Here is a 19778-nt window from a genome sequence, read left to right as displayed (position 1 = left end):
CGTGCCCGGCGGGGCGGGTTTCTCCCTATGCCGGCGGTCTTGTTGCCCCGCCGGCGCGGGTGTAGGATTTGCGCAAATGTGACCATGTGGTCACATCGATGATTTCTGCACCGGCGCACCGCGCCGGCAGAGCAACGGGAACGGCAGGCATGACCATAGGAATCGCCGCCAGCGGGCCACGGGCCGGCGCGGCCGTGCACGCGGCGGTATTGGGCGCCGAACTACTGGGCCGGGGCGCCATCGGCGGCTTCGCGGTGTTCGCGGTGCTGGACGAACAAGGCCGCTATCAGCATTGCGAGACGCAGCGTGGCGGCATCGGCGCGCTGGACATCCCGCCCGCCTGGCTGGAAGCGCGCGCGGCGGCCGTGATTTCCAGCGGCCCCGATCGTCCCGAACCGCTGGTGCAGTTCCTGCCGGGCGCCTCCGGTGTCGGGCTGGTCGCCGGACATCGCCTGCCGAACCGCCCCGGCGCCGACGGCGTGCCGCTGAACCAGGCCGTGTTGGCGCGGCTCGCCCAGGGGCAGGATCCGCAGCAAGCCATCGATACGGTGCTGGCGGGCTGCGCGCAGGCCGACGCCGGGCTGGTCGCGCTGGCCGCCGACGGCAGGCTCGGCTGGGGCAACAGCGCGCGCGTGGCTGGGCGCACGGATCTCGGCCAGGCGCAGCGCGCCGCGGGCGCCGGCCGCCTGGCCTTGTTGCACAACTCCATTTACGCGGACCTGCACGGCGCGACGCTGGCCGATGCGCTGGCCGGCCTGGCATGGGCCGAACTTGCCGGCTGCCCGGCCCCATGGCGCTTCCTGACGCTGGCGGCGCCGGTGCCCGTGCGGCCCGCGGCGCGCGACTGCGTGCATATCGACGCGGCCGGCACCATCGTGGCGCTGGAATCGGCCGACCCGCACCTGCCGACGCTCGAGCGCCGCGGCACCGCCATCTACCTGGGCGCCGAGGTCCGCCAGGACGGCGCGCCGGCGGGGCGGGTCGCCACCGAGCTCTATGCCGATGTGGCGGCCGGCGTGGCGCGGCCCATCGAGGGGTTGGCGCGGCGCACCCTGTTGATGAGGAGCCACGATGTCGCGGCGTGAACAGACTGAACGGCAGATCCTGGCCGCGCTGGAGGCGCAGATCTGCGAAACCGGCATGGCCGGCGTGGGCATCAACGTGATCGCCAAGCGCGCCGGGGTCAGCAAGGAGCTCATCTACCGCTATTTCGACGGCATGCCGGGCCTGATGCTGGCCTGGATGAAAGAGCAGGACTTCTGGACCGGCCGTTCGGACTTGCTGAAGAACGGCGAGTCCAGCCAGCGCACGCCGGCCGACCTGATCTTGTCCATGCTGCGCGCGCAGATCGAGGCGCTGGCGGGCAACGAGTCGCTGCGCGAAGTGCGCCGCTGGGAGCTGATCGAGCGCAACGATGTCACGGCCCAACTGGCCGACCGGCGCGAGCAGGCCGCCCGCCAGTTCATCGACCGCGTCGATGGCCTGACCGGCGAGGCGGATGTGCCCGCCATGGTCAGCATCATGCTGGCCGGCGTGCTGTACCTGATGCTGCGCTCGAAGACGGAAAGCCATTTCCTGGGCGTGCCCCTGCGCACCAACGCAGGCTGGGCGCGCCTGTATGCCGCGCTCGAGACGTTGACGCAAAGCCTGCCCGACGATCTCAAGCACCGCTCGCTGAGCGCGCTGGAGGCCGCCGCGCGGCCCGGCGCCGAGACACCCAAGGAGGATTGACCCATGAGACGCGCGGCCGACCTGCTCATCGATACCCTGGCGGCGCATGGCGTGGACCGCGTGTTCTGCGTGCCGGGCGAAAGCTACCTCAGCGTGCTGGACGGCCTGGCCGGCCGCGCCGATGTCGCCGCCGTGACCGCGCGCCATGAAAGCGGCGCGGGCTTCATGGCGCTGGCCGATGCCCGCCTGACGGGCCGTGCCGGCGTGGCCCTGGTCAGCCGCGGCCCCGGCGCCATGAACGCCGCCATCGCGGTGCACTCGGCGCAGCAGGACGCCGTGCCGCTGGTGCTGTTTGTCGGCCAGGTCGAGCGCGCGCACCGTCACATGGGCGCCTTCCAGGAGATCGACTACGAGCGGGTATTCGGCGCCATGGCCAAGTGGGTGGTGGAAGTGCGCGACGCCGCCCGGCTGGCCGATACGGTGGCGACCGCGCTGCATGCCGCGCAGAGCGGCACGCCCGGGCCGGTGGTGGTGGCGCTGCCCGAGGACATGCTGGAGGATGGGGTCGGCGGCGTGGCGGCGCAACCGCTGGCGCGGCCGCGCGCCGGCGCCAGCCAGGAAGACCTGCGCCGCGTGGCCGGGTTGATCGCCGCGGCGCGGCGTCCGCTGGTCATCGCCGGCGGGCTGCTCAAGCACGAGGCCGGCCGCGCGGCGCTGCAGGCCGTGGCGGAAGCGTTCGGCCTGCCGGTGGCGGCCGCGGTGCGCCACGCCGACCTGCTGCCCAATGACCATCCGCAGTATGCGGGCCACCTGGCCTACGGCGCGCCGGCCGAGCTGGCCGATGCCGTGCGCGAGGCCGACCTGGTGCTGGGCATCGGCACCCGGCTGGGCGACGTCACGACCCAGGGCTACGCCTTCCCGGCGGCGCCGCGGCCGGCGCAGGACGTCGTGCACGTATGGCCGGACGCCGCGGCGGTCGGGCACATCCGCCAGCTGGCGCTGGGGCTGGTGGCCGACCCGGCCGCTTTCCTGGCCGACCTGCGCGCCTTCGCGCCGGCGCGGCCGGCGGCCGCGCACCTGGCCTGGAGCGAGCGCCTGCACCAGGTCGCCGCCGGCCTGCGGCGCTGGGACGGACCGCGCGACGCCGAGGACGGCACGGTGTTCGGGGCGGTGGCGCAGGCGGCCGACCGCCTGCTCGACGACGATGCCATCATCACCATCGATTCCGGCAACTTCGGCGGCTGGGTGCAGCGCCTGATGCGCTTCGGCGGCGGGCGCGCCATGCTGGCGCCGTCCTCGGGCGCGATGGGCTATGGCGTGCCGGCCGCGGTCGCGGCCAGCCTGCGCTGCCCCGAGCGCCAGGTGGTGTGTTTCGTCGGCGACGGCGGCTTCCTGATGACGGGCAACGAGCTGGCCACCGCCATGCAGTGCGGCGCCCGGCCGGTACTGATCGTGGCCGACAACGCTTCCTACGGCACCATCCGCATGCACCAGGAAAAGCACTTCCCCGAGCGGGTCAGCGCCACGGCGCTGCACAACCCCGATTTCGCGGCGCTGGCGCGCAGCTACGGCGCGCTGGGCTATGCGGTGCGGCACAGCGGCGAGATCGATGCCGCGCTGGAGGCGGCGCTGGCGGCGCGGCGGCCGGCGATCGTCGCCGTGCGCACCAGCCTGCAGCACATCTCGGCCGCGGCCACCATCGGGCAGCTGCGGGCCCGCCCAGCCGGCGCGCGGGGTTGAGCATGCACATCGTCGTGATCGGCGCCGGCATCATCGGCATGATGAGCGCCTACTTCCTGCGTGAGGACGGCCATTCCGTCAGCGTGGTCGAGGCCGGGCCGCGCCCCGGGCTGGCCACCAGCCAGGCCAATGGCGCGCAACTGAGCTACAGCTTCGTCGCGCCGCTGGCCGATCCGGCCGTGCTGCCCAAGCTGCCATCCTGGCTGACCGACCGCGACGGCCCGTTGCGGCTGCGCCTGCGGGCCGACCCGGAGCTGTGGCGCTGGGGGCTGGGTTTCCTGCGGGCCTGCCGGCACGCCACGGTCCGCCGCAGCACCGCCGAACTGCTGCAGCTCGGCCTGCTCAGCCGCACCTTGATGCACCGGCTGGTGGCGCGCGAACGGCTGGACTTCGATTTCGCCTCGTCCGGCAAGCTGCTGGTGTACCAGGACGCGGCGGCCTACCGCGGCGCGCTGGCGCAGATGCGCTACCAGGCTTCGCTGGGCTGCGAGCAGCGCGCGCTGGACGCGCGCGAGTGCCTGGCGCTGGAGCCGGCGCTGGCCGATATCGCGACGCGGGTGGTGGGCGGTATTTTCACGCCGACCGAAGATGCCGGCGATTGCCTGAAGCTGTGCGGGGAATTGCAGCGCGCGCTGGCCGGCGGGGCGGATCCCGTGCGCTTTCATTTCAATACCGAGGCGCGCCGGCTGCGCGTGCGCCATGGCCGCGTGCAGGCCCTGGAGACCGGCGCCGGCGCCATCGAGGCGGACGGCTATGTCATCGCCAACGGCGTGGGCGCGCAGGCGCTGGCCCGGCAGGTCGGCATCAACCCGCTGATCTATCCGCTCAAGGGCTATAGCCTGACCTACCAGCTCAGCGAACGCAGCCGCGCGCCCATGACCAGCTTGAGCGACGTGCACAACAAAGTCGTGTACGCGCGCCTGGGCGACCGGCTGCGGGTGGCCGGCATGATGGATATCGGCGACCGTTCGACCGCGCTCGACGAGCGGCGCATCGCCAGCCTCAGGCACCAGGTGGCCCGCTACCTGCCGCGCCTGGAGGCCGCCGGCGAGCCACAGGCCTGGGCCGGCCTGCGACCGGCCCGGCCCGACAGCAAGCCGGTGATCGGCGCCACCCCGTATCGCAACCTGTGGATCAACGCCGGCCACGGCGCGCTCGGCTTCACGCTGGCGGCCGGCAGCGCCGGCCTGCTGGCCGACCGCATCGCCGGGCGCGCCGTGACGCTGGCGCGCAGTTTCACCTTGTAGCACCGGGCCGCCGGCACCGCGCCCGGGCCGGCGGCGAGCATGCATCGACAACTGAACCAGGGGGTAAGCAACATGAAGACGAAGACGTATCTGCCGCAAGCCATCCGCCTGCTGTGCGGCGCCGCGCTGGCCGGCGCCCTGCTGGCGGCGGCGCCCGCCGGCGCGCAGACCGTGACGGCCGTCATGCAGTCCGGACTGCGGGTCATGGACCCGGTGCTCAGCACGGCGTTCCTGACGCGCGACCACGGCTACATGATCTACGACACGCTGCTGGGCGTGGACGCGAATTTCAAGATCCAGCCGCAGATGGCCAGCTGGCAGGCCTCGGACGACGGCAAGACCTACACGTTCACCCTGCGCGACGGCCTCAAGTGGCACGACGGCGCGCCGGTCAAGGCCGAGGATTGCGTGGCCTCGCTGCAGCGCTGGGCGCAGCTCGATTCCACCGGCCAGGTGCTGATGCCGATGGTGCAGCACATCAAGGCGCTCGACGACAAGCGCTTCGAGGTGCAGTTGAAAGAGCCCACCACGCTGCTGCTGGAAGGGCTGTCCAAGCTCAGTTCACGGCCGGCCTTCATGATGCCCAAGCGCATCGCCGAGACGCCGGCTTCCACGCCGATCAAGGAATATATCGGCTCCGGGCCGTTCAAGTTCGTGGCCTCGGAATTCAAGCCGGGCCTGAAGGTGGTCTACGAGAAGAACGCCGACTACGTGCCGCGCGCCGAGCCGGCGAGCTGGACGGCGGGCGGCAAGGTGGTCAACGTCGAGCGCGTCGAATGGGTCAGCATGCCGGACCAGATGACCGCGCTGAACGCGCTGCAGAACGGCGAGGTGGATTTCATCCAGCAAGTGCCGTTCGACCTGCTGCCCATCGTGCAGAACCGCGACGATATCAAGGTGCAGGTGCTGGACAAGCTGGGTGCCTGGACCTACTACCGCTTCAACCACCTGTACCCGCCGTTCGACAACAAGCTGGTGCGCCAGGCCGCCATGGCGGCGGTCGGGCAGGAAGACGTGCTCAAGGCGCTGGTGGGCAATCCCGAGTACTACCAGACCTGCGCGGCGGTGATGGGCTGCGGCAACCCCTATGGCAATACTTATGGCGAGGACTGGGTGGTGCCCTCGAACATCGAGAAGGCCCGCGCCCTGCTCAAGGAGGCCAACTACGACGGCACGCCGGTGGTGATCCTGCAGCCTACCGATATCGCCATGCTGGCGGCCCAGCCGATCGTGATCGGCGCGGCGCTGCGCAAGGCCGGCTTCAAGGTGGACATGAAGACCATGGACTGGCAGACGGTGGTAACCCAGCAGGGCAACCAGAAACCGCCCGCCGAAGGCGGCTGGAACATCTTTTCCACCTACAGCATCCTGGCTACCAGCGGCGACCCGTTCGGCAATACCACGCTGGCCTCGGCCGGACGCAAGTCTTGGGCGGGCTGGCCCGACGTGCCCGAGATCGAGGCCCTGCGCCTGAAATTCGCGCGCGCCACCGACCCGGCCGAGCGCAAGGAGATCACCGCGCAGATCCAGAAGCTCGCCATCGACGAAGGCGTGGTGGCGCCGCTGGGGCAGTTTCGCATTCCCGCAGCCTACAGCAGCCGGTTGAGCGGCGTGATGGAGTCGCCGGTCACCGTGTTCTGGAACCTCAAAAAATCGGCTGAGTGAGGACCCCCATGCTTGCCTACATTGCCCGCCGGCTGCTTGCTACGGTGCCCGTCATGGTCATGGTGGCGGTGGTGGTGTTCGCCATGCTGCGCCTGACCCCGGGGGACCCGGCGGCCATCCTGGCCGGCGATGACGCCACCGGGGCGCAACTCGAAGCGATCCGCCAGAGCATGGGGCTGGACCAGCCCATCCTGACGCAGTTCGGGGTCTGGATGGGGCAGCTGGCGCGCGGCGATCTCGGGGTATCGCTGCTGTCCGGCAAGCCGGTGCTGGACCTGATCGGCAACCGGGTCGGCCCCACTTTGGCGCTGGCGCTGGCGACCATCGTCGTGACGGTGATCGTGGCGGTGCCGATGGGCATCGTCGCGGCGCGCAAGCGCGGCAAGCTGCTCGACCGCCTGGTGATGACGCTGTCGGTATTCGGCTTTTCCGTGCCGACTTTCGTGATCGGCTACCTGCTCATCTACCTGCTGGCGCTGAAGCTGGGCTGGTTTCCCGTGCAGGGATACAAGCCGGCGGCCGGGGGTTTCTGGCCGTTCGCCCATCGCCTGGTGCTGCCGACGCTGGCGCTCAGTGGCATCTACATCGCCCTGGTGGCGCGCATCACGCGCAGCAGCATCATCGAGGTGATGGGCGAGGACTTCATCCGCACCGCACGGGCCAAGGGCGCGCGGGAACGGGCCATCTTGCTGCGCCACGCGCTGCGCAACGCGGCCGTGCCCATCGTCACCATCATCGGCATCGGCGTCGCTTCGCTGATCACCGGGGTGGTGGTGACCGAGTCGGTCTTCAACCTGCCCGGCCTGGGCCGGCTGGTCGTCGAGGCGGTGCTGGCGCGCGATTACCCGGTCATCCAGGGGCTGATCCTGCTGTTCTCGTTCACCTACATCCTGATCAACCTGGTGGTGGACGTGCTGTACACCGTGTTCGATCCCCGCATCCGATATTGAGGCAACCATGAACATCGACCCCGTCCGCCCCGCGCTGCAGGCCGGCGACCCGGCCGCGCTGTCCATGCCGGCCGCACAGACCCTGGCGGCGCAGCTCGGACAGGCGCTCAAGAGTCCGCCGGTACTGGCGGCCTTCGTGATCTTCAGCGTCGTCGTGGTGCTGTCGGCGTTGGCGCCGGTGCTGGGCACCATGGACCCGATCGCCATCGACCCGGCCCGGCGCTTCGCCGGCGTGTCGGCCGAACACTGGCTGGGCACCGATGCCTTCGGCCGCGATACCTACTCGCGCGTGCTGTACGGCGCGCGCGTGTCGCTCATCGTCGGCCTGGGCGCCATGCTCGCCAGCATCCTGCTGGGCCTGGTGATCGGCGTGATCGCCGGCTATTTCCGCGCCGCCGACGCCATCATCATGCGGGTGATGGACGGCATCATGGCGATTCCCAGCATCCTGCTGGCCATCGCGCTGGTGTCGCTGACCGGCGGCACGCTGGCCACGGTGCTGGTGGCGATCATCGTGCCGGAGGTGCCGCGGGTGGTGCGCCTGGTGCGCGGCGTGATCCTCAACGTGCGGGCCGAGCCCTACGTCGAGGCCGCCGTGTCGCTGGGCTCGCCGCTGCATCGCCTGCTGCTGCGCCACATGGTGCCCAATACCGTGGCCCCGCTGATCGTGCAAGGCACGTTCATTTTCGCGTCGGCCATCCTGACCGAGGCCACGCTCAGCTTCCTGGGCGCCGGGCTGCCCACCGAGATCCCGTCGTGGGGCAACATGATGGCCGATGGCCGCATGTACTTCCAGCTGCAGCCCGGGCTGGTGCTGTATCCCGGCGTGGTGCTGGCCCTGACGCTGCTCAGCGTCAATGTGCTGGGCGACGTGCTGCGCGACGTGCTCGACCCCAAGATGGCGAGGAAATCATGAGCGGAACATCCATGCAAGCCGGCGCCGCGCAGGAACCGGTCCTGCGCATCGAGGACTTGTCGGTCGGCCTGGCCGAGCAGCCGGCCTGCAGCGTGGTGCGCGGCGTCAGCTTCGACGTGCGGCCCGGCGAAACCGTCTGCGTGGTGGGCGAATCGGGATCGGGCAAGTCGGTCACGGCTTTCTCGGTGATGGGGCTGCTGCCGCCGGACAGCCTGCGCTGCACCGGCGGGCGCGTCCTGCTCGATGGCGAAGACGTGCTGCGCGCCAGCCCGGAACGCCTGCGCGAGCTGCGCGCCACCCGGATGGCGATGATCTTCCAGGAGCCCATGACCGCCCTCAACCCGGTCGAGACGGTGGGCCGGCAGATCGACGAGGTGCTGTGCATCCATCGCGACTACGACAAGCGCGAACGCCGGCGCCGCGTGCTGGAGATGCTGGCCGCCGTGCACCTGCCCGAGCCAGAGCGCATCTACGATTGCTATCCACACCAGTTGTCGGGCGGCCAGCGCCAGCGGGTGGTGATCTGCATCGCGCTCATCCTGGAGCCCCGGCTGCTGATCGCCGACGAGCCGACCACCGCCCTGGACGTGACCACCCAGAAGCAGATCCTGGCCCTGATCCGCGAACTGCAGGACAAGCACAATACCGCCGTGCTGTTCATTACCCACGATTTCGGCGTGGTGGCCGAGATCGCCGATCGCGTCGTGGTGATGAACCGCGGGCACGTGGTGGAAGTGGGAGCCTGCCGGCAGGTCCTGGCGGCCCCGGCGCAGGACTATACCCGCATGCTGGTGTCGTCCGTGCCCAGCCTGGTGCCCGAGCCGCGCGCGCCGAACCGGGACACGGTGGTGCTCGAGGTGGCGGGGCTGCACAAGACCTATGCCGAGCGGCGGCTGTTCGGCCGCTCGCGCGTGGTGCAGGCCGCCGTGGATATCGGACTGACGCTGCGGCGCGGCGAGATCCTCGGCATCGTGGGCGAATCGGGCTCCGGCAAATCCACCGTGGCGCGTTGCATCGTCCGCTTGCAAGAACCCAGTTCGGGCAGCATCCGGGTGCACGGCGACGAGATCGCCGGCGTCGCCGGGCGGCGCCTGCGGCCATTGCGCCAGCGGGTGCAGATCGTCTTCCAGGATCCCTACCGGTCGCTCAATCCGCGCGTCAAAATCGGCGAGTCGATCATCGAGGGCCTGGTCAACTACGGCATGCCGCGCGCGCAGGCGCTGGACCGCGCCCGCACGCTGATGGAACTGGTGGGGCTGGATGCGGGCGTGCTGCAGCGCTATCCGCACCAATTCTCCGGCGGCCAGCGCCAGCGCATCTGCATCGCGCGGGCGCTGGCGCTGGAGCCCGACATCCTGGTGGCGGACGAGGCGGTCTCGGCGCTCGACGTTTCGGTGCAGGCGCAAGTGCTGGCATTGCTGGACGAGATCCGCGCGCGCACCGGCGTGGCGGTGCTGTTCATCACGCACGACCTGCGCGTGGCGGCGCAGGTCTGCGATTCCATCATGGTCATGCAGCATGGCCGCATGGTGGAGAGCGGGCCGGCCGCGCAGGTGTTGACCGCCCCGCGACAGCCGTACACTCGGGCCTTGCTCGATGCCGCGCCGGGGCGCGGCTGGGATTTCCGCCATTTCCGCCCGACGCCCGGCGCCGCCATCCAGGCGGCCGCCGCCGGCGTCTGATTCCATTGACGAGGTTTCACCATGCAAGCCACTTATGAAGTATTGATCCGCCATGCCGAGATCGTCGATGGCACGGGCGCGGCGCGCTTTGATGGCGACATCGGCATCGAGGGCGATCGCATCGCCCGCGTCGGCGACCTGAGCGGCGCGCGCGGCCGCCTCGAAATCGATGCGCGCGGCCTGGTGGCCGCGCCCGGCTTCATCGACGCGCATACTCACGACGACCGCGTCATGCTGTCGGCCGGCGACATGGCGGCCAAGGTGAGCCAGGGGGTCACCACGGTGATCGGCGGCAACTGCGGCATTTCACTGGCGCCGATGCCGCAGCCCGCGCCTGCCACCCTCACGCCGCCGCTGGATCTGCTCGACAATACCGGCCAGTGGTACCGGTACGCGCGCTTCGGCGACTATCTGGACGCCTTGCGGGCCCAGCCCGCCGCCACCAATTGCGCCATGCTGGTGGGCCATTCGACCCTGCGCGTGATCACCATGGACGACCTGGCGCGGCCCGCCAGCGCCGGCGAGATCGCCGCCATGCGCGGCCACGTGACCGAGGCCCTGGAGTCCGGCGCCATCGGCGTGTCGACCGGCCTGGCCTATGCTCCCGCCATGGCAGCGCCAACCGAAGAGGTGATCGAGGTCTGCCGCCCGCTGGCCGAATACGGCGGGCTGTACTGCACCCACATGCGCGACGAGGGCGATGAAATCATGGCGTCGCTGGACGAGACCTTCCGCATTGGCCGCGAGCTGGGCGTGCCGGTGGTCATCTCGCACCACAAGCTGGCCGGCGTGAACAACCATGGCCGCTCGGTACAGACCCTGCAGCGCATCCGCGAGGCGATGGCGCGCCAGCCGGTGTGCCTGGATTGCTACCCTTACCCGGCCTCGTCGACGATCCTGACCTACGCGCATGCGGCGGGGTCGTCGCGCACCATCGTGACCTGGTCGCGCAGCCTGCCGCAGTACGCCGGCCGCGACCTGGCCGAGGTCGTGCGCGAAATGGGCTGCTCGCTGGAAGAGGCGGTCCAGCGGCTGTTGCCGGCCGGGGCGATTTATTTCCGCATGGACGACGCCGACGTGCAGCGCATCCTGCAGTTCGACGAAACCATGATCGGTTCGGACGGGCTGCCGCACGACGAACAGCCGCATCCGCGCCTGTGGGGCACCTTCCCGCGCGTGCTTGGGCACTATGGGCGCGGACTGGGCTTGTTCCCGCTTGAAAAGGCGGTGCACAAGATGAGCGGCCTGACCGCCGCGCGCTTCGGCCTGGCCGATCGCGGCGTGGTGCGCGAGGGCGCCTACGCCGACCTGGCGATCTTCGACGCCGGCACGGTCGACGAGCGCGCCACGTTCGACAAGCCGATCGCGCCGTCGCAAGGCATTGACACGGTACTGGTCAACGGCGCGGTGGTATGGCGCGACGGCAAGCCGGGCGGTGCCCGGCCCGGCCGGGTGCTGCGCCGGCAGGCCGGGGCATAGCGGCGCCGGCCGGCTGCGCCGGGGGGCCGGCACGCTAATTGCGAGGCACATGCAAGTTGACTTCCGCACTGGGGGCAGACCATGCGCTATCGCCACAATACCCCGCCGGACGAACCGGCGGACCGGCCCAACCGCGACCGCCATTCCAATTCCGGTTATCCGGGCGGCGGCGAATCGTATACCCAGGAGCACGATCCCTATGGCCGCCGCTACGACGACCCGGCCGGCGGCGCCCACGCGCGCCGCGAAACGCGCGAGCGCTATGCGCGCCGCGACAGCTGGGCGGACGATCCGCAATGGCGCGGCCAGGGCGCCGGCCAGGGCGATTTCCCGGGCCGGTCGGGCCTGAGCTTCCCGTACCAGAGCCAGCCGCGTACGCCGGTGTACCCCAAGGGCTACGTGCGTTCGGATGAATACATCCACGACGACTTGTGCGAGCGGCTCAGCCGCAGCGGCCTGGAGGTGGCCGAGGTCGAGGTGGCGGTGTCCGCCGGCAAGGCGGTGCTGACCGGCAATGTCCCGGCCCGCTGGATCAAGCACGCGGTCGAGGATGCCGCGGTGGAGACGCGCGGCGTGATCGAGGTCGAGAACCGCATCCGCGTCGCGGCCAGGCCCTAGGGCCGACGCGCGAAGCGCGTGAGCGCCAGGCCGATGCCGAAGGCCGCGTAGACGATCGCCAGTGAGGAGCCGGACAAGCGGCGCTCGAAGCCTGGCGTCAGGCGGCGCGGCGTGGCCTTCAGGTCGACCAGGCAGGCGGTCGCGGCGACGCCGAGCCCGGCCGCATAGGGGCGCCAGCGCGGGCTGTCGTCGCGCTCGCTGTAGATCAGGGCTTCGTAGGCAGCGCCCCACAGGATGGACATGGCATGATGAATGACGTACCCGGTCAAGGTGTAGCGCAGCGAGGGCTGCTGCTGCCGCAAGGCGCGGTCGCGCCACAGCCAGTGGCTGACCGCATTGACGGGCGCGAACACGCTGCTGCAGTCGCGCGCGCCGCAGCCCGCCAGGGCCAAGGTGGACAATGCGCTGGCCGTCGTGCCCGACACCAGCGCGCGCGCAGTTGCTTCGACAATGAGGCTCATGTCGTCTCCCGGTCGATTCGTCTGCTTCCAGCATGCCCGGCCGGCGGCCGGGCGGCTGTAACGGTTGGTGCGCGAGTGCTTCCTCTAGCGCTGCCTGGCGGCACGCCATGAAGATCCTGGTGATCGGCGCCAACGGGTTCCTGGGGCGGCATATCGTGCGCGCCCTGGCCGATGCCGGCCATGCGGTGGTGGCCGGCGTGCGCCGCGCGCCAGCGCGGGGCACGCCGGGCATCGAGTACCGTGCCGTGGATTTCAACCAGGCCGGCGATCCACCGGCCTGGCGCGACCTGCTGGCCGGCATCGATGTCGTGGTCAACGCGGTCGGGATTTTCCGCGAGTCGGCGCACGCCACGTTCCAGCAGATGCACGTGCGCGCGCCGCAGGCGCTGTTCGCGGCGTGCGTGGGCGCCGGCGTGCGGCGGGTCATCCAGATATCCGCGCTGGGCGCGGACGCGCAGGCCGGCACCGCTTACCATCGCAGCAAGCGCGCCGCCGACGAATACCTGTTGTCGCTGCCGCTGGACGCGGTGGTGCTGCAGCCTTCGCTGGTCTACGGCAAGGATGGCGCCAGCGCCGCGCTGTTCGGCGCGCTGGCGACGCTGCCCTGGATTCCCGCCCCCGACCTGGGCAGCGCGCGCCTGCAGCCGGTGCATGTGGACGACGTCGCGGCGGCGGTCGTGGCGCTGGCCGACCCGGCCTGCCCGCACCCGGCGCGCATCGCGCTGGTGGGGCCGCGGGCTCTTTCGTGGCGCGCTTTCCTGGCAGGCCTGCGGGCAGCCCTGGGCGCGCCGGGCCGCGCGCGATTCCTGCCCATTCCCGCCGGCCTGGCCGGCGCCGCCGCGCGCCTGGGCGCCTGGTGGCCCGGCATGCTGTTCGACGCGGATGCGTGGCGCATGCTGCGGCGGGGCAACAGCGCCGATGCCGGCGCGATCACGCGGCTGCTGGGCCGGCCGCCGCGCGGCGTGCCCGCCTTTATCGCGCCGGAGGACGCGGCCGCCCAGCGTACCCAGGCCGCGCTGCGCTGGCTGCTGCCGATCTTGCACCTGAGCCTGGCCTGTCTGTGGATCGTCACTGGCGTGCTGTCGCTGGGCGTTTATCCGGTGGCGTCCAGCTACGAACTGCTGGCGCGCGCCGGGGTGCCGGCGGCGCTGCAGCCGCTGGCCCTGCATGGCGCGGCGCTGCTGGACATCGCGCTGGGCCTGCTGGCGCTGCTGCCGCGCCGCACGCGCATCTTGTGGGCCGCGCAGGCGGGGCTGGTGCTGGGCTATACCGCCATCATTTCGTGGCGGCTGCCTGAATTCTGGCTGCATCCGTATGGGCCGGTGCTGAAGAACGTGCCGCTCCTTGCCATGCTGTGGCTGCTATACGAACTGGAGCGCCCATGGAATACGCGATAGCGAAATGGCTGCATGTGTTGTCGTCGACCGTGTTGTTCGGCACCGGCATCGGCAGCGCCTATTACTTCCTGGCCGCGGCGCTCAGCCGCGACGCGCGCACGGCGGCCAGCGTCGCCGGCTACGTGGTGGCGGCGGACTGGCTGTTCACCGCCACCACGGCCATCGCGCAGCCGCTGACTGGCTACTGGATGGTGCGCGTGGCCGGCATGGGGTGGGATGCCGCCTGGCTGCGCTGGTCGGTCGGCCTGTATGTCCTGGCGATCGCCTGCTGGCTGCCGGTCGTGTGGCTGCAGCTGCGCTTGCGCGACCTGGCGCGCGCCGCCGCCGCGCGCGGCGCCGCGCTGCCTCCTGCCTACTGGCGGTATTTCCGCTTCTGGTTCGCGCTTGGCGTGGTGGCGTTCGCCGCCTTCGTGGTCATTTTCTACCTGATGACGATCAAGCCGGCCTGAGCGCGCGGCATCAGCCCGCCATGCGTTCGCAGGCGTCGGCACAGCGCCGGCACATGGCGGCGCATTCGTCCATGCCGTCCAGCGGGTCGCAGCTGTCGGCGCACTGCCGGCAGATCGCGGCGCAATCGGCGCAAATGTGCTGGTGATGCGGCACGCCGGTGAGCATGAAGTGCGCGGCGGTGCGGCAGAGTTCCGAGCACGCGGTCATCAGGCGGAAATGAGCGGGATCGACGTGCGGGCCGCCGCGTTCCAGGCAATGGCCCATGGCCATGCCCAGGCACGACTGATAGCACTTCAGGCATTCGTCGATGCAGATCTGCAATTGAGGGGAACGGGATTCCATGTGATGTACTCCTTGCTGGCGCAAAGCGGCGCCGCGCCGCATGCGGCAAGGACCGCAGCAAGCGGCATGCCCCGGCCGGCGGCCGCGCGTTTATTCGCCCGCCAGCTCGGCCGCCCCGATGCCGGGCACGCCGCGCCGGATGCGGCGCGAGAAGGGCTCGCCGCTGGTTTCGTCGCGCGCCCGCCCGGTGTAGCGGCCGCGTTCGCGGTAGGCCTGCAGTGAATCCGCGCCGCGCAGCGCGCCCAGGTCGTACAGGTACTCGGGCAGGTAGCCCGAGGCCAGCAGCCGGTAGTCCAGCGGCAGGCCGGTGACGATGCGGTTGACCATGCGGAACACCAGCGTGGTGCAGTTGGCTGTCAAGGTGTTGTAGAAGCGCGGCCGCCGGGCCAGCCGGTTGGCCTGGCTGACATACTCGGCGAAGAGGGCGCGCATATCGTCGGGCGCCATGTGGACCCGGTACAAATAGCCTTCCTCGCCGCGGACATTGGTGCGCACCTGCAGGATGTCGCGTTCGTCGGCGGCCACGATGCTCAGTTCGTACTGGCGGAAGAAGCCGCCGATCTCCGAGAAGCGGTCGTTCTTCTTGCGGCGGATCTCCACCGAGAACACCAGGTAGTCGCCGCCGGCGAAGCCGAACGAGACCAGCGTATGCGCGATGGCGGCATGCGACCAGTACGACAGCGCCAGGTCCACCGAGCGGATCGCCGACAGCGCATAGCGGCGCGTTTCCCAGCGTATGTCGTAGTCCGTGGGGCTGCGCCAGTGGAAATTGCGCACGTTGTCCAGCGTGACCGTGTCGTCCGCGATCGCCCCGCGCAGCGGACGCGCCACGCTCGGCTCCCAGTCGCGCTGGTTGGAGGGCCGCAGGGTCAGCCACCACGTGGCCAGCGCCGCGGCGGGCGCCAGGTAGAGCGCCGCGCCCGCCCAGCGGCCCAGGCCCACCAGCACGCCGGCCGCCAGCGCGGCCGCCAGCCATGCGCCGATCAGCAGGCGCGTCGGCCGCGGCCCGGCGGGCGCCTGCACATGCAGGGCCAGCGCGCCCCATGCGGCGGTCGCCGCAACGAAGAGGATGAAGACGGCCTGGCCCAGCACGCGCGCCCCTTGCTGAGAGTCGAAGTCAGGCGCATCCTAGCAAAACGGCTGTCGCCGGGTCTACATACTTATATATAAGAGTGGGGCAGCGCGGCGCGGGGCCCGACCCTGTTGCGCTGCATTAATGCCCTCATCACAGCACGAGAATGTTTCAAATCCTCAATTTACCTGTGGATTAATTGTTCGATTCTTTTCATATTTGTAAATGAAAAGTAAGAAAAAACAGTAGCTGTTAGGCGTCACCGGGTTTACTGCCCGGTGTGCCTAGAATTCGGACTTCTGCGGGAGATAACCGGAGATAGCCCTTTTTAGGCTCCGGGTATTCCCCAATCTGACCGATCGCTATGGAATTTGCCGATATCCTGACCGCTCTCGATCCGCGTCTGCCGTGTGGAGAAGACCTGGAGTACGACGCCGAGTTCCTGCAATTGCAGCAGGCGGCCGTCGAGCGCAGCGAACAGCAGTTCGGATCGACCATCATCCCGGCGCAGCCGCCCGATTGGCGTGAAGTCGAGAAACTGGCCCGCGGGCTGCTCGAGCGCACGCGCGACGTGCGCATCATTGCCTACCTGACGCAGGCCTGGACCGAGGTGCGCGGCTTGCCCGGCTATGCCGACGGCCTGGCGCTGGCGGCCGATACGCTGGAGCGCTACTGGGACGCGGTGCATCCGCGCCTGGACAGCGTCGGCGAGGACGATCCCATGCCGCGCATCAATGCACTGGTCGCGCTGGGCGAGGTCAGCGGCTGCGCGCGCAGCGCCCGATCCAGCCGGTTGGTGAACGGCGTGCATGGGCAGTTGTCGCTGCGCGATGCGGAATCCTTGCTGGACGGCAGCCGTTCCGATCCCGATTTTTATCCTGGCGGCCGCGCGCGCCTGGTCGAGCATCTGCGCCAGGCCTGGCTGCAGCAGGACGCCGACCTGGTGGCCCTGATGAACGCGGCACAGACCCTGCGCCGCATCCAGGAACTGGTCGCCGACAGGCTGGGCCAGGAATGGGTGCCGGATTACGCCGGCATCCTGCGCACCTTCGAGATGGTGGGCCAGGTGTTGGGCGAGGGCGGCACCGTTGCAAGCGTCGAGCCCCAAGTCGGGGACGAATCACCCGCGGCCCCCGCGGCGCCGGCCCAGGCAGCCCCTGGCGCCCCCGTGCCGGTGCTGCGCTGGCAGGATGCGCAGATCCAGTCGCGCGAAGACGCCTCGGCCATGCTGGCCAAGGTGTGCGCATATTTCGAGGTGCACGAGCCCAGCCACCCCGCGCCGTACCTGATCCGCCGGGCGCAGCAGCTCATTTCCCTCAGTTTCCACGACATCATGAAGAATCTGGCGCCGCAGGGTCTCGAACAGTTCGAGACGTGGCTGCCCAGGGACGCCGACGGCGGACCTGGCGCCTGACACGGCCCGATCGAGCACCAATTTCAGGACAGGAGAGCAAAATGGCAACGACACTGAAAGGCAGCGGACAGAAGTTCATCGCGCGCAACCGCGCCCCGCGCGTGCAGATCGAGTACGACGTGGAAATCTATGGCGCGGAGCGCAAGATCCAGCTGCCGTTCGTCATGGGCGTCATGGCTGACCTGGCCGGCAAGTCCGTCGAGCCGCAGCCCGACGTGGCCGACCGCAAGTTCCTGGACATCGATATCGACAACTTCGACGAGCGCATGAAGTCGATCCAGCCCCGGGCCGCCTTCCAGGTGCCCAATACGCTGACCGGCGAAGGCAACCTGAACGTCGACATCACCTTCGAAAGCATCGACGACTTCTCGCCCGCCACGGTGGCGCGCAAGGTCGGGGCGCTGAACGAACTGCTCGACGCCCGCACCCAGCTCGCCAACCTGCTGACCTACATGGACGGCAAGACCGGCGCGGAAGAGCTGATCGGCAAGGTGTTGAAGAACCCGGCGCTGATGAACGCGCTGGCCGCCGCACCCAATCCGGATGCCGCCCCGCCCAAGGCGGATGCGCCCGAAGCCGATCCGGCCGAGAAGTGAACGATAAACGGAGAACGCGATGACTGCTGTGGCTAAACGCGCGGATGCCCGCACTACCGAAACGCTGGAAGCGGACGGCCTGTCCGCCCTGCTGAAGAAAGAATTCAAGCCCAAGACCGAACAGGCGCGCGAGGCGGTGGAACACGCCGTGCGCACGCTGGCGCACCAGGCGCTGGAAAACAGCGGCGTCGCCGTGTCGTCGGATGCCTACCGGACCATCCAGGCGATCATCGCCGAGATCGATCGCAAGCTGTCGGACCAGATCAACCTGGTCATGCACCACCCCGAGTTCCAGCAACTGGAAGGCGCGTGGCGCGGCCTGCACTACCTGGTCACCAACACCGAGACCGACGAGCTGCTGAAGATCCGCGTGATGTGCATCTCGAAGAAGGAGCTGGGCCGCACCCTCAAGCGCCACAAGGGCGTGGGCTGGGACCAGAGCCCCATCTTCAAGCGCGTCTACGAGGAAGAATACGGCCAGTTCGGCGGCGAGCCGATCGGCTGCCTGGTGGGCGACTACCACTTCGACCACAGCCCCCCCGATGTCGAGCTGCTGGCGGAGATGGCGCGCATCTCGGCGGCGGCGCACTGCCCGTTCATCGCCGGCGCCTCGCCCAACGTGATGCAGATGGACTCCTGGCAGGAGCTGGCCAATCCGCGCGACCTGACCAAGATCTTCACCAACACCGAGTACGCCGCGTGGCGCAGCCTGCGCGAGTCCGAGGATTCGCGCTATATCGGCCTGGCCATGCCGCGCTTCCTGGCGCGCCTGCCCTACGGCGCGCGCACCAATCCGGTCGACGAGTTCGATTTCGAGGAAGACACGGACGGCGCCAACCACGACCGCTATGCCTGGGCCAATTCGGCCTACGCCATGGCGGCCAACATCAACCGCTCGTTCAAGCTGTATGGCTGGTGCACCTCGATCCGCGGCGTGGAATCGGGCGGCGCGGTAGAGAACCTGCCGTGCCATACGTTCCCCACCGACGATGGCGGCGTGGACATGAAGTGCCCCACCGAGATCGCCATCAGCGACCGGCGCGAGGCCGAACTTGCCAAGAACGGCTTCATGCCGCTGGTGCATCGCAAGAACTCGGATTTCGCCGCCTTCATCGGCGCCCAGTCGTTGCAGAAGCCCCACGAATACTACGATGCCGACGCCTCGGCCAATGCCAAGCTGTCGGCGCGCCTGCCGTACCTGTTCGCATGCTGCCGCTTCGCCCACTACCTGAAGTGCATCGTGCGCGACAAGATCGGCTCGTTCCGCGAGCGCGACGACATGGAGCGCTGGCTCAACGACTGGATCATGAATTACGTCGACGGGGATCCCGTCAATTCGTCGCAGGAGACCAAGGCCCGCAAGCCGCTGGCCGCCGCCGAGGTGCAGGTCCAGGAGATCGAGGACAACCCCGGTTATTACTCCGCCAAGTTTTTCTTGCGGCCGCACTATCAGCTCGAAGGGTTGACGGTGTCGCTGCGCCTCGTGTCCAAGCTGCCTTCGTTGAAGAAGAACGATGGCTGATGGACATTTTTTCCAGGGCACGTCGTGCCGTGACTGCAACTTAGGAGAGAGAAGTGGCTGTTGACATGTTCATGAAGATCGACGGGGCCAATGGCGAGTCGAAAGATGCCAACCACAAGAATTGGAGCGACATCATTTCGTTCTCATGGGGCGCCACCCAGCCGGGCAACATGGCAAGCGGCGGTGGCCTGGGCGCCGGCAAGGCCAGCTTCAACGACCTGCATGTCGTTGCGCGCATCGACAAGGCGGCCCCGGCCGTCATGAAGCACTGCGCCAGCGGCAAGCACTTGAGCAAGATCGAGTTGTCGGTCTGCAAGGCCGGTGGCCAGCAGGTCGAATACACGAAGATCACGCTGGAAGATGTGCTGGTCTCGTCGGTGCAGTTGTCGGCCGAGCCCAAGTCGGAAGCGGTGGTGGTCAACTACGCCTTCCAGGCCGCCAAGGTCAAGCAGCAATACTGGGAGCAAACCGAGCAGGGCGGCAAGGGCGCGGAAAGCCTGGTCGCCTGGGATATCAAGCAGAACAAGGAAGTGGGCTGACGCGCTAGCGCGCCCTC

General features: G+C 69.3%; 19 protein-coding genes. 16 read left to right on the top strand and 3 right to left on the bottom strand.

Annotated elements, in window-relative coordinates:
* Window positions 1-149 precede the first annotated feature (149 nt).
* The 10 genes from ACKTT0_RS04700 to ACKTT0_RS04655 all read left to right on the top strand — a co-directional run bounded on the left by ACKTT0_RS04700 (window position 150) and on the right by ACKTT0_RS04655 (window position 11968).
* Window positions 150-1085: a DUF6963 family protein gene (locus ACKTT0_RS04700; RefSeq protein ID WP_407848539.1), complete on the top strand. Its 936-nt coding sequence runs from the start codon at window positions 150-152 to the stop codon at window positions 1083-1085.
* On the top strand, window positions 1072-1731 hold the full coding sequence (locus ACKTT0_RS04695; protein WP_407848537.1) for a TetR/AcrR family transcriptional regulator: 660 nt from the start codon (window positions 1072-1074) through the stop codon (window positions 1729-1731). Before ACKTT0_RS04700 ends, ACKTT0_RS04695 begins: the two co-directional genes overlap by 14 nt.
* A gap of 3 nt (window positions 1732-1734) precedes the next feature.
* Window positions 1735-3411, top strand: a complete 1677-nt coding sequence (locus tag ACKTT0_RS04690) for a thiamine pyrophosphate-dependent enzyme (RefSeq protein ID WP_407848536.1) — start codon at window positions 1735-1737, stop codon at window positions 3409-3411.
* A 2-nt stretch (window positions 3412-3413) separates the two neighbouring features.
* Window positions 3414-4658: a D-amino acid dehydrogenase gene (locus tag ACKTT0_RS04685; RefSeq protein ID WP_407848534.1), complete on the top strand. Its 1245-nt coding sequence runs from the start codon at window positions 3414-3416 to the stop codon at window positions 4656-4658.
* Window positions 4659-4730: 72 nt separating this feature from the next.
* The gene (locus ACKTT0_RS04680) at window positions 4731-6323 is read left to right on the top strand and encodes an ABC transporter substrate-binding protein (protein ID WP_407848532.1); all 1593 of its coding nucleotides are present in this window, start codon (window positions 4731-4733) and stop codon (window positions 6321-6323) included.
* 8 nt (window positions 6324-6331) lie between these two features.
* Complete coding sequence (locus tag ACKTT0_RS04675; protein WP_407848530.1) at window positions 6332-7273, top strand: ABC transporter permease; 942 nt, start codon at window positions 6332-6334, stop codon at window positions 7271-7273.
* A 64-nt stretch (window positions 7274-7337) separates the two neighbouring features.
* A complete protein-coding gene (locus ACKTT0_RS04670) occupies window positions 7338-8189 on the top strand; it encodes an ABC transporter permease (protein ID WP_407852381.1) in 852 nt (283 codons plus the stop codon).
* Window positions 8186-9871, top strand: a complete 1686-nt coding sequence (locus ACKTT0_RS04665; RefSeq protein ID WP_407848528.1) for an ABC transporter ATP-binding protein — start codon at window positions 8186-8188, stop codon at window positions 9869-9871. Before ACKTT0_RS04670 ends, ACKTT0_RS04665 begins: the two co-directional genes overlap by 4 nt.
* A 21-nt stretch (window positions 9872-9892) precedes the next feature.
* Complete coding sequence (locus ACKTT0_RS04660) at window positions 9893-11350, top strand: N-acyl-D-amino-acid deacylase family protein (protein ID WP_407848526.1); 1458 nt, start codon at window positions 9893-9895, stop codon at window positions 11348-11350.
* A gap of 81 nt (window positions 11351-11431) precedes the next feature.
* Complete coding sequence (locus ACKTT0_RS04655) at window positions 11432-11968, top strand: BON domain-containing protein (protein ID WP_407848524.1); 537 nt, start codon at window positions 11432-11434, stop codon at window positions 11966-11968.
* Here ACKTT0_RS04655 and ACKTT0_RS04650 read toward each other — a convergent pair.
* Complete coding sequence (locus ACKTT0_RS04650) at window positions 11965-12429, bottom strand: hypothetical protein (protein WP_407848522.1); 465 nt, start codon at window positions 12427-12429, stop codon at window positions 11965-11967. The two genes, ACKTT0_RS04655 and ACKTT0_RS04650, sit on opposite strands and share 4 nt — an antisense overlap.
* Window positions 12430-12536: 107 nt before the next feature.
* Between ACKTT0_RS04650 and ACKTT0_RS04645 the strand changes: the two genes are divergently transcribed.
* Both ACKTT0_RS04645 and ACKTT0_RS04640 read left to right on the top strand, forming a co-directional pair.
* Entirely contained in the window at window positions 12537-13826 is a 1290-nt protein-coding gene (locus ACKTT0_RS04645) for an SDR family oxidoreductase (protein WP_407848520.1), read from the top strand.
* Complete coding sequence (locus ACKTT0_RS04640; protein ID WP_407848519.1) at window positions 13811-14275, top strand: DUF2269 family protein; 465 nt, start codon at window positions 13811-13813, stop codon at window positions 14273-14275. The genes ACKTT0_RS04645 and ACKTT0_RS04640 overlap by 16 nt, the downstream gene beginning before the upstream one ends.
* A 10-nt stretch (window positions 14276-14285) precedes the next feature.
* Here ACKTT0_RS04640 and ACKTT0_RS04635 read toward each other — a convergent pair whose 3' ends face one another.
* Together ACKTT0_RS04635 and ACKTT0_RS04630 are read right to left on the bottom strand one after the other, a co-directional pair.
* Entirely contained in the window at window positions 14286-14618 is a 333-nt protein-coding gene (locus tag ACKTT0_RS04635; RefSeq protein ID WP_407848517.1) for a four-helix bundle copper-binding protein, read from the bottom strand.
* A gap of 90 nt (window positions 14619-14708) precedes the next feature.
* Window positions 14709-15710, bottom strand: coding sequence for an Lnb N-terminal periplasmic domain-containing protein (locus ACKTT0_RS04630; protein WP_407848515.1), 1002 nt, complete (start codon window positions 15708-15710; stop codon window positions 14709-14711).
* Window positions 15711-16054: 344 nt separating this feature from the next.
* On the opposite strand from ACKTT0_RS04630, the gene tssA reads away from it, so the two are divergent.
* The 4 genes from tssA to ACKTT0_RS04610 are packed head-to-tail and all read left to right on the top strand — an operon-like array spanning window position 16055 to window position 19761.
* Window positions 16055-17104 carry a type VI secretion system protein TssA gene (gene tssA, locus ACKTT0_RS04625; protein ID WP_407848514.1) on the top strand — a complete coding sequence of 350 codons (1050 nt, stop codon included), beginning with the start codon at window positions 16055-16057 and terminating at the stop codon, window positions 17102-17104.
* A 41-nt stretch (window positions 17105-17145) separates the two neighbouring features.
* Window positions 17146-17700 carry a type VI secretion system contractile sheath small subunit gene (gene tssB / locus ACKTT0_RS04620; RefSeq protein ID WP_028352763.1) on the top strand — a complete coding sequence of 185 codons (555 nt, stop codon included), beginning with the start codon at window positions 17146-17148 and terminating at the stop codon, window positions 17698-17700.
* Window positions 17701-17719: 19 nt separating this feature from the next.
* A complete protein-coding gene (tssC, locus tag ACKTT0_RS04615) occupies window positions 17720-19222 on the top strand; it encodes a type VI secretion system contractile sheath large subunit (protein ID WP_407848512.1) in 1503 nt (500 codons plus the stop codon).
* A gap of 53 nt (window positions 19223-19275) precedes the next feature.
* The gene (locus tag ACKTT0_RS04610) at window positions 19276-19761 is read left to right on the top strand and encodes an Hcp family type VI secretion system effector (protein WP_407848510.1); all 486 of its coding nucleotides are present in this window, start codon (window positions 19276-19278) and stop codon (window positions 19759-19761) included.
* Window positions 19762-19778: the final 17 nt, after the last annotated feature.

The sequence above is a fragment of the Bordetella saccharivorans genome (assembly GCF_045862855.1).
GTDB lineage: Bacteria > Pseudomonadota > Gammaproteobacteria > Burkholderiales > Burkholderiaceae_B > Bordetella_A > Bordetella_A petrii_F.
The sequence above is the reverse complement of the archived record's forward strand: the minus strand, read 5'-3'. Positions and strand labels throughout refer to the sequence as shown.

Coding starts and splice junctions, on each gene's coding strand:
- ACKTT0_RS04700 (WP_407848539.1), top strand. CDS start 150: ATGACCATAGGAATCGCCGCCAGCGGGCCACGGGCCGGCGCGGCCGTG.
- ACKTT0_RS04660 (WP_407848526.1), top strand. CDS start 9,893: ATGCAAGCCACTTATGAAGTATTGATCCGCCATGCCGAGATCGTCGAT.
- ACKTT0_RS04650 (WP_407848522.1), bottom strand. CDS start 12,429: ATGAGCCTCATTGTCGAAGCAACTGCGCGCGCGCTGGTGTCGGGCACG.
- tssA (WP_407848514.1), top strand. CDS start 16,055: ATGGAATTTGCCGATATCCTGACCGCTCTCGATCCGCGTCTGCCGTGT.
- ACKTT0_RS04655 (WP_407848524.1), top strand. CDS start 11,432: ATGCGCTATCGCCACAATACCCCGCCGGACGAACCGGCGGACCGGCCC.
- ACKTT0_RS04685 (WP_407848534.1), top strand. CDS start 3,414: ATGCACATCGTCGTGATCGGCGCCGGCATCATCGGCATGATGAGCGCC.
- ACKTT0_RS04690 (WP_407848536.1), top strand. CDS start 1,735: ATGAGACGCGCGGCCGACCTGCTCATCGATACCCTGGCGGCGCATGGC.
- ACKTT0_RS04640 (WP_407848519.1), top strand. CDS start 13,811: ATGGAATACGCGATAGCGAAATGGCTGCATGTGTTGTCGTCGACCGTG.
- tssB (WP_028352763.1), top strand. CDS start 17,146: ATGGCAACGACACTGAAAGGCAGCGGACAGAAGTTCATCGCGCGCAAC.
- ACKTT0_RS04670 (WP_407852381.1), top strand. CDS start 7,338: ATGCCGGCCGCACAGACCCTGGCGGCGCAGCTCGGACAGGCGCTCAAG.
- ACKTT0_RS04695 (WP_407848537.1), top strand. CDS start 1,072: ATGTCGCGGCGTGAACAGACTGAACGGCAGATCCTGGCCGCGCTGGAG.
- tssC (WP_407848512.1), top strand. CDS start 17,720: ATGACTGCTGTGGCTAAACGCGCGGATGCCCGCACTACCGAAACGCTG.
- ACKTT0_RS04665 (WP_407848528.1), top strand. CDS start 8,186: ATGAGCGGAACATCCATGCAAGCCGGCGCCGCGCAGGAACCGGTCCTG.
- ACKTT0_RS04675 (WP_407848530.1), top strand. CDS start 6,332: ATGCTTGCCTACATTGCCCGCCGGCTGCTTGCTACGGTGCCCGTCATG.
- ACKTT0_RS04645 (WP_407848520.1), top strand. CDS start 12,537: ATGAAGATCCTGGTGATCGGCGCCAACGGGTTCCTGGGGCGGCATATC.
- ACKTT0_RS04635 (WP_407848517.1), bottom strand. CDS start 14,618: ATGGAATCCCGTTCCCCTCAATTGCAGATCTGCATCGACGAATGCCTG.
- ACKTT0_RS04680 (WP_407848532.1), top strand. CDS start 4,731: ATGAAGACGAAGACGTATCTGCCGCAAGCCATCCGCCTGCTGTGCGGC.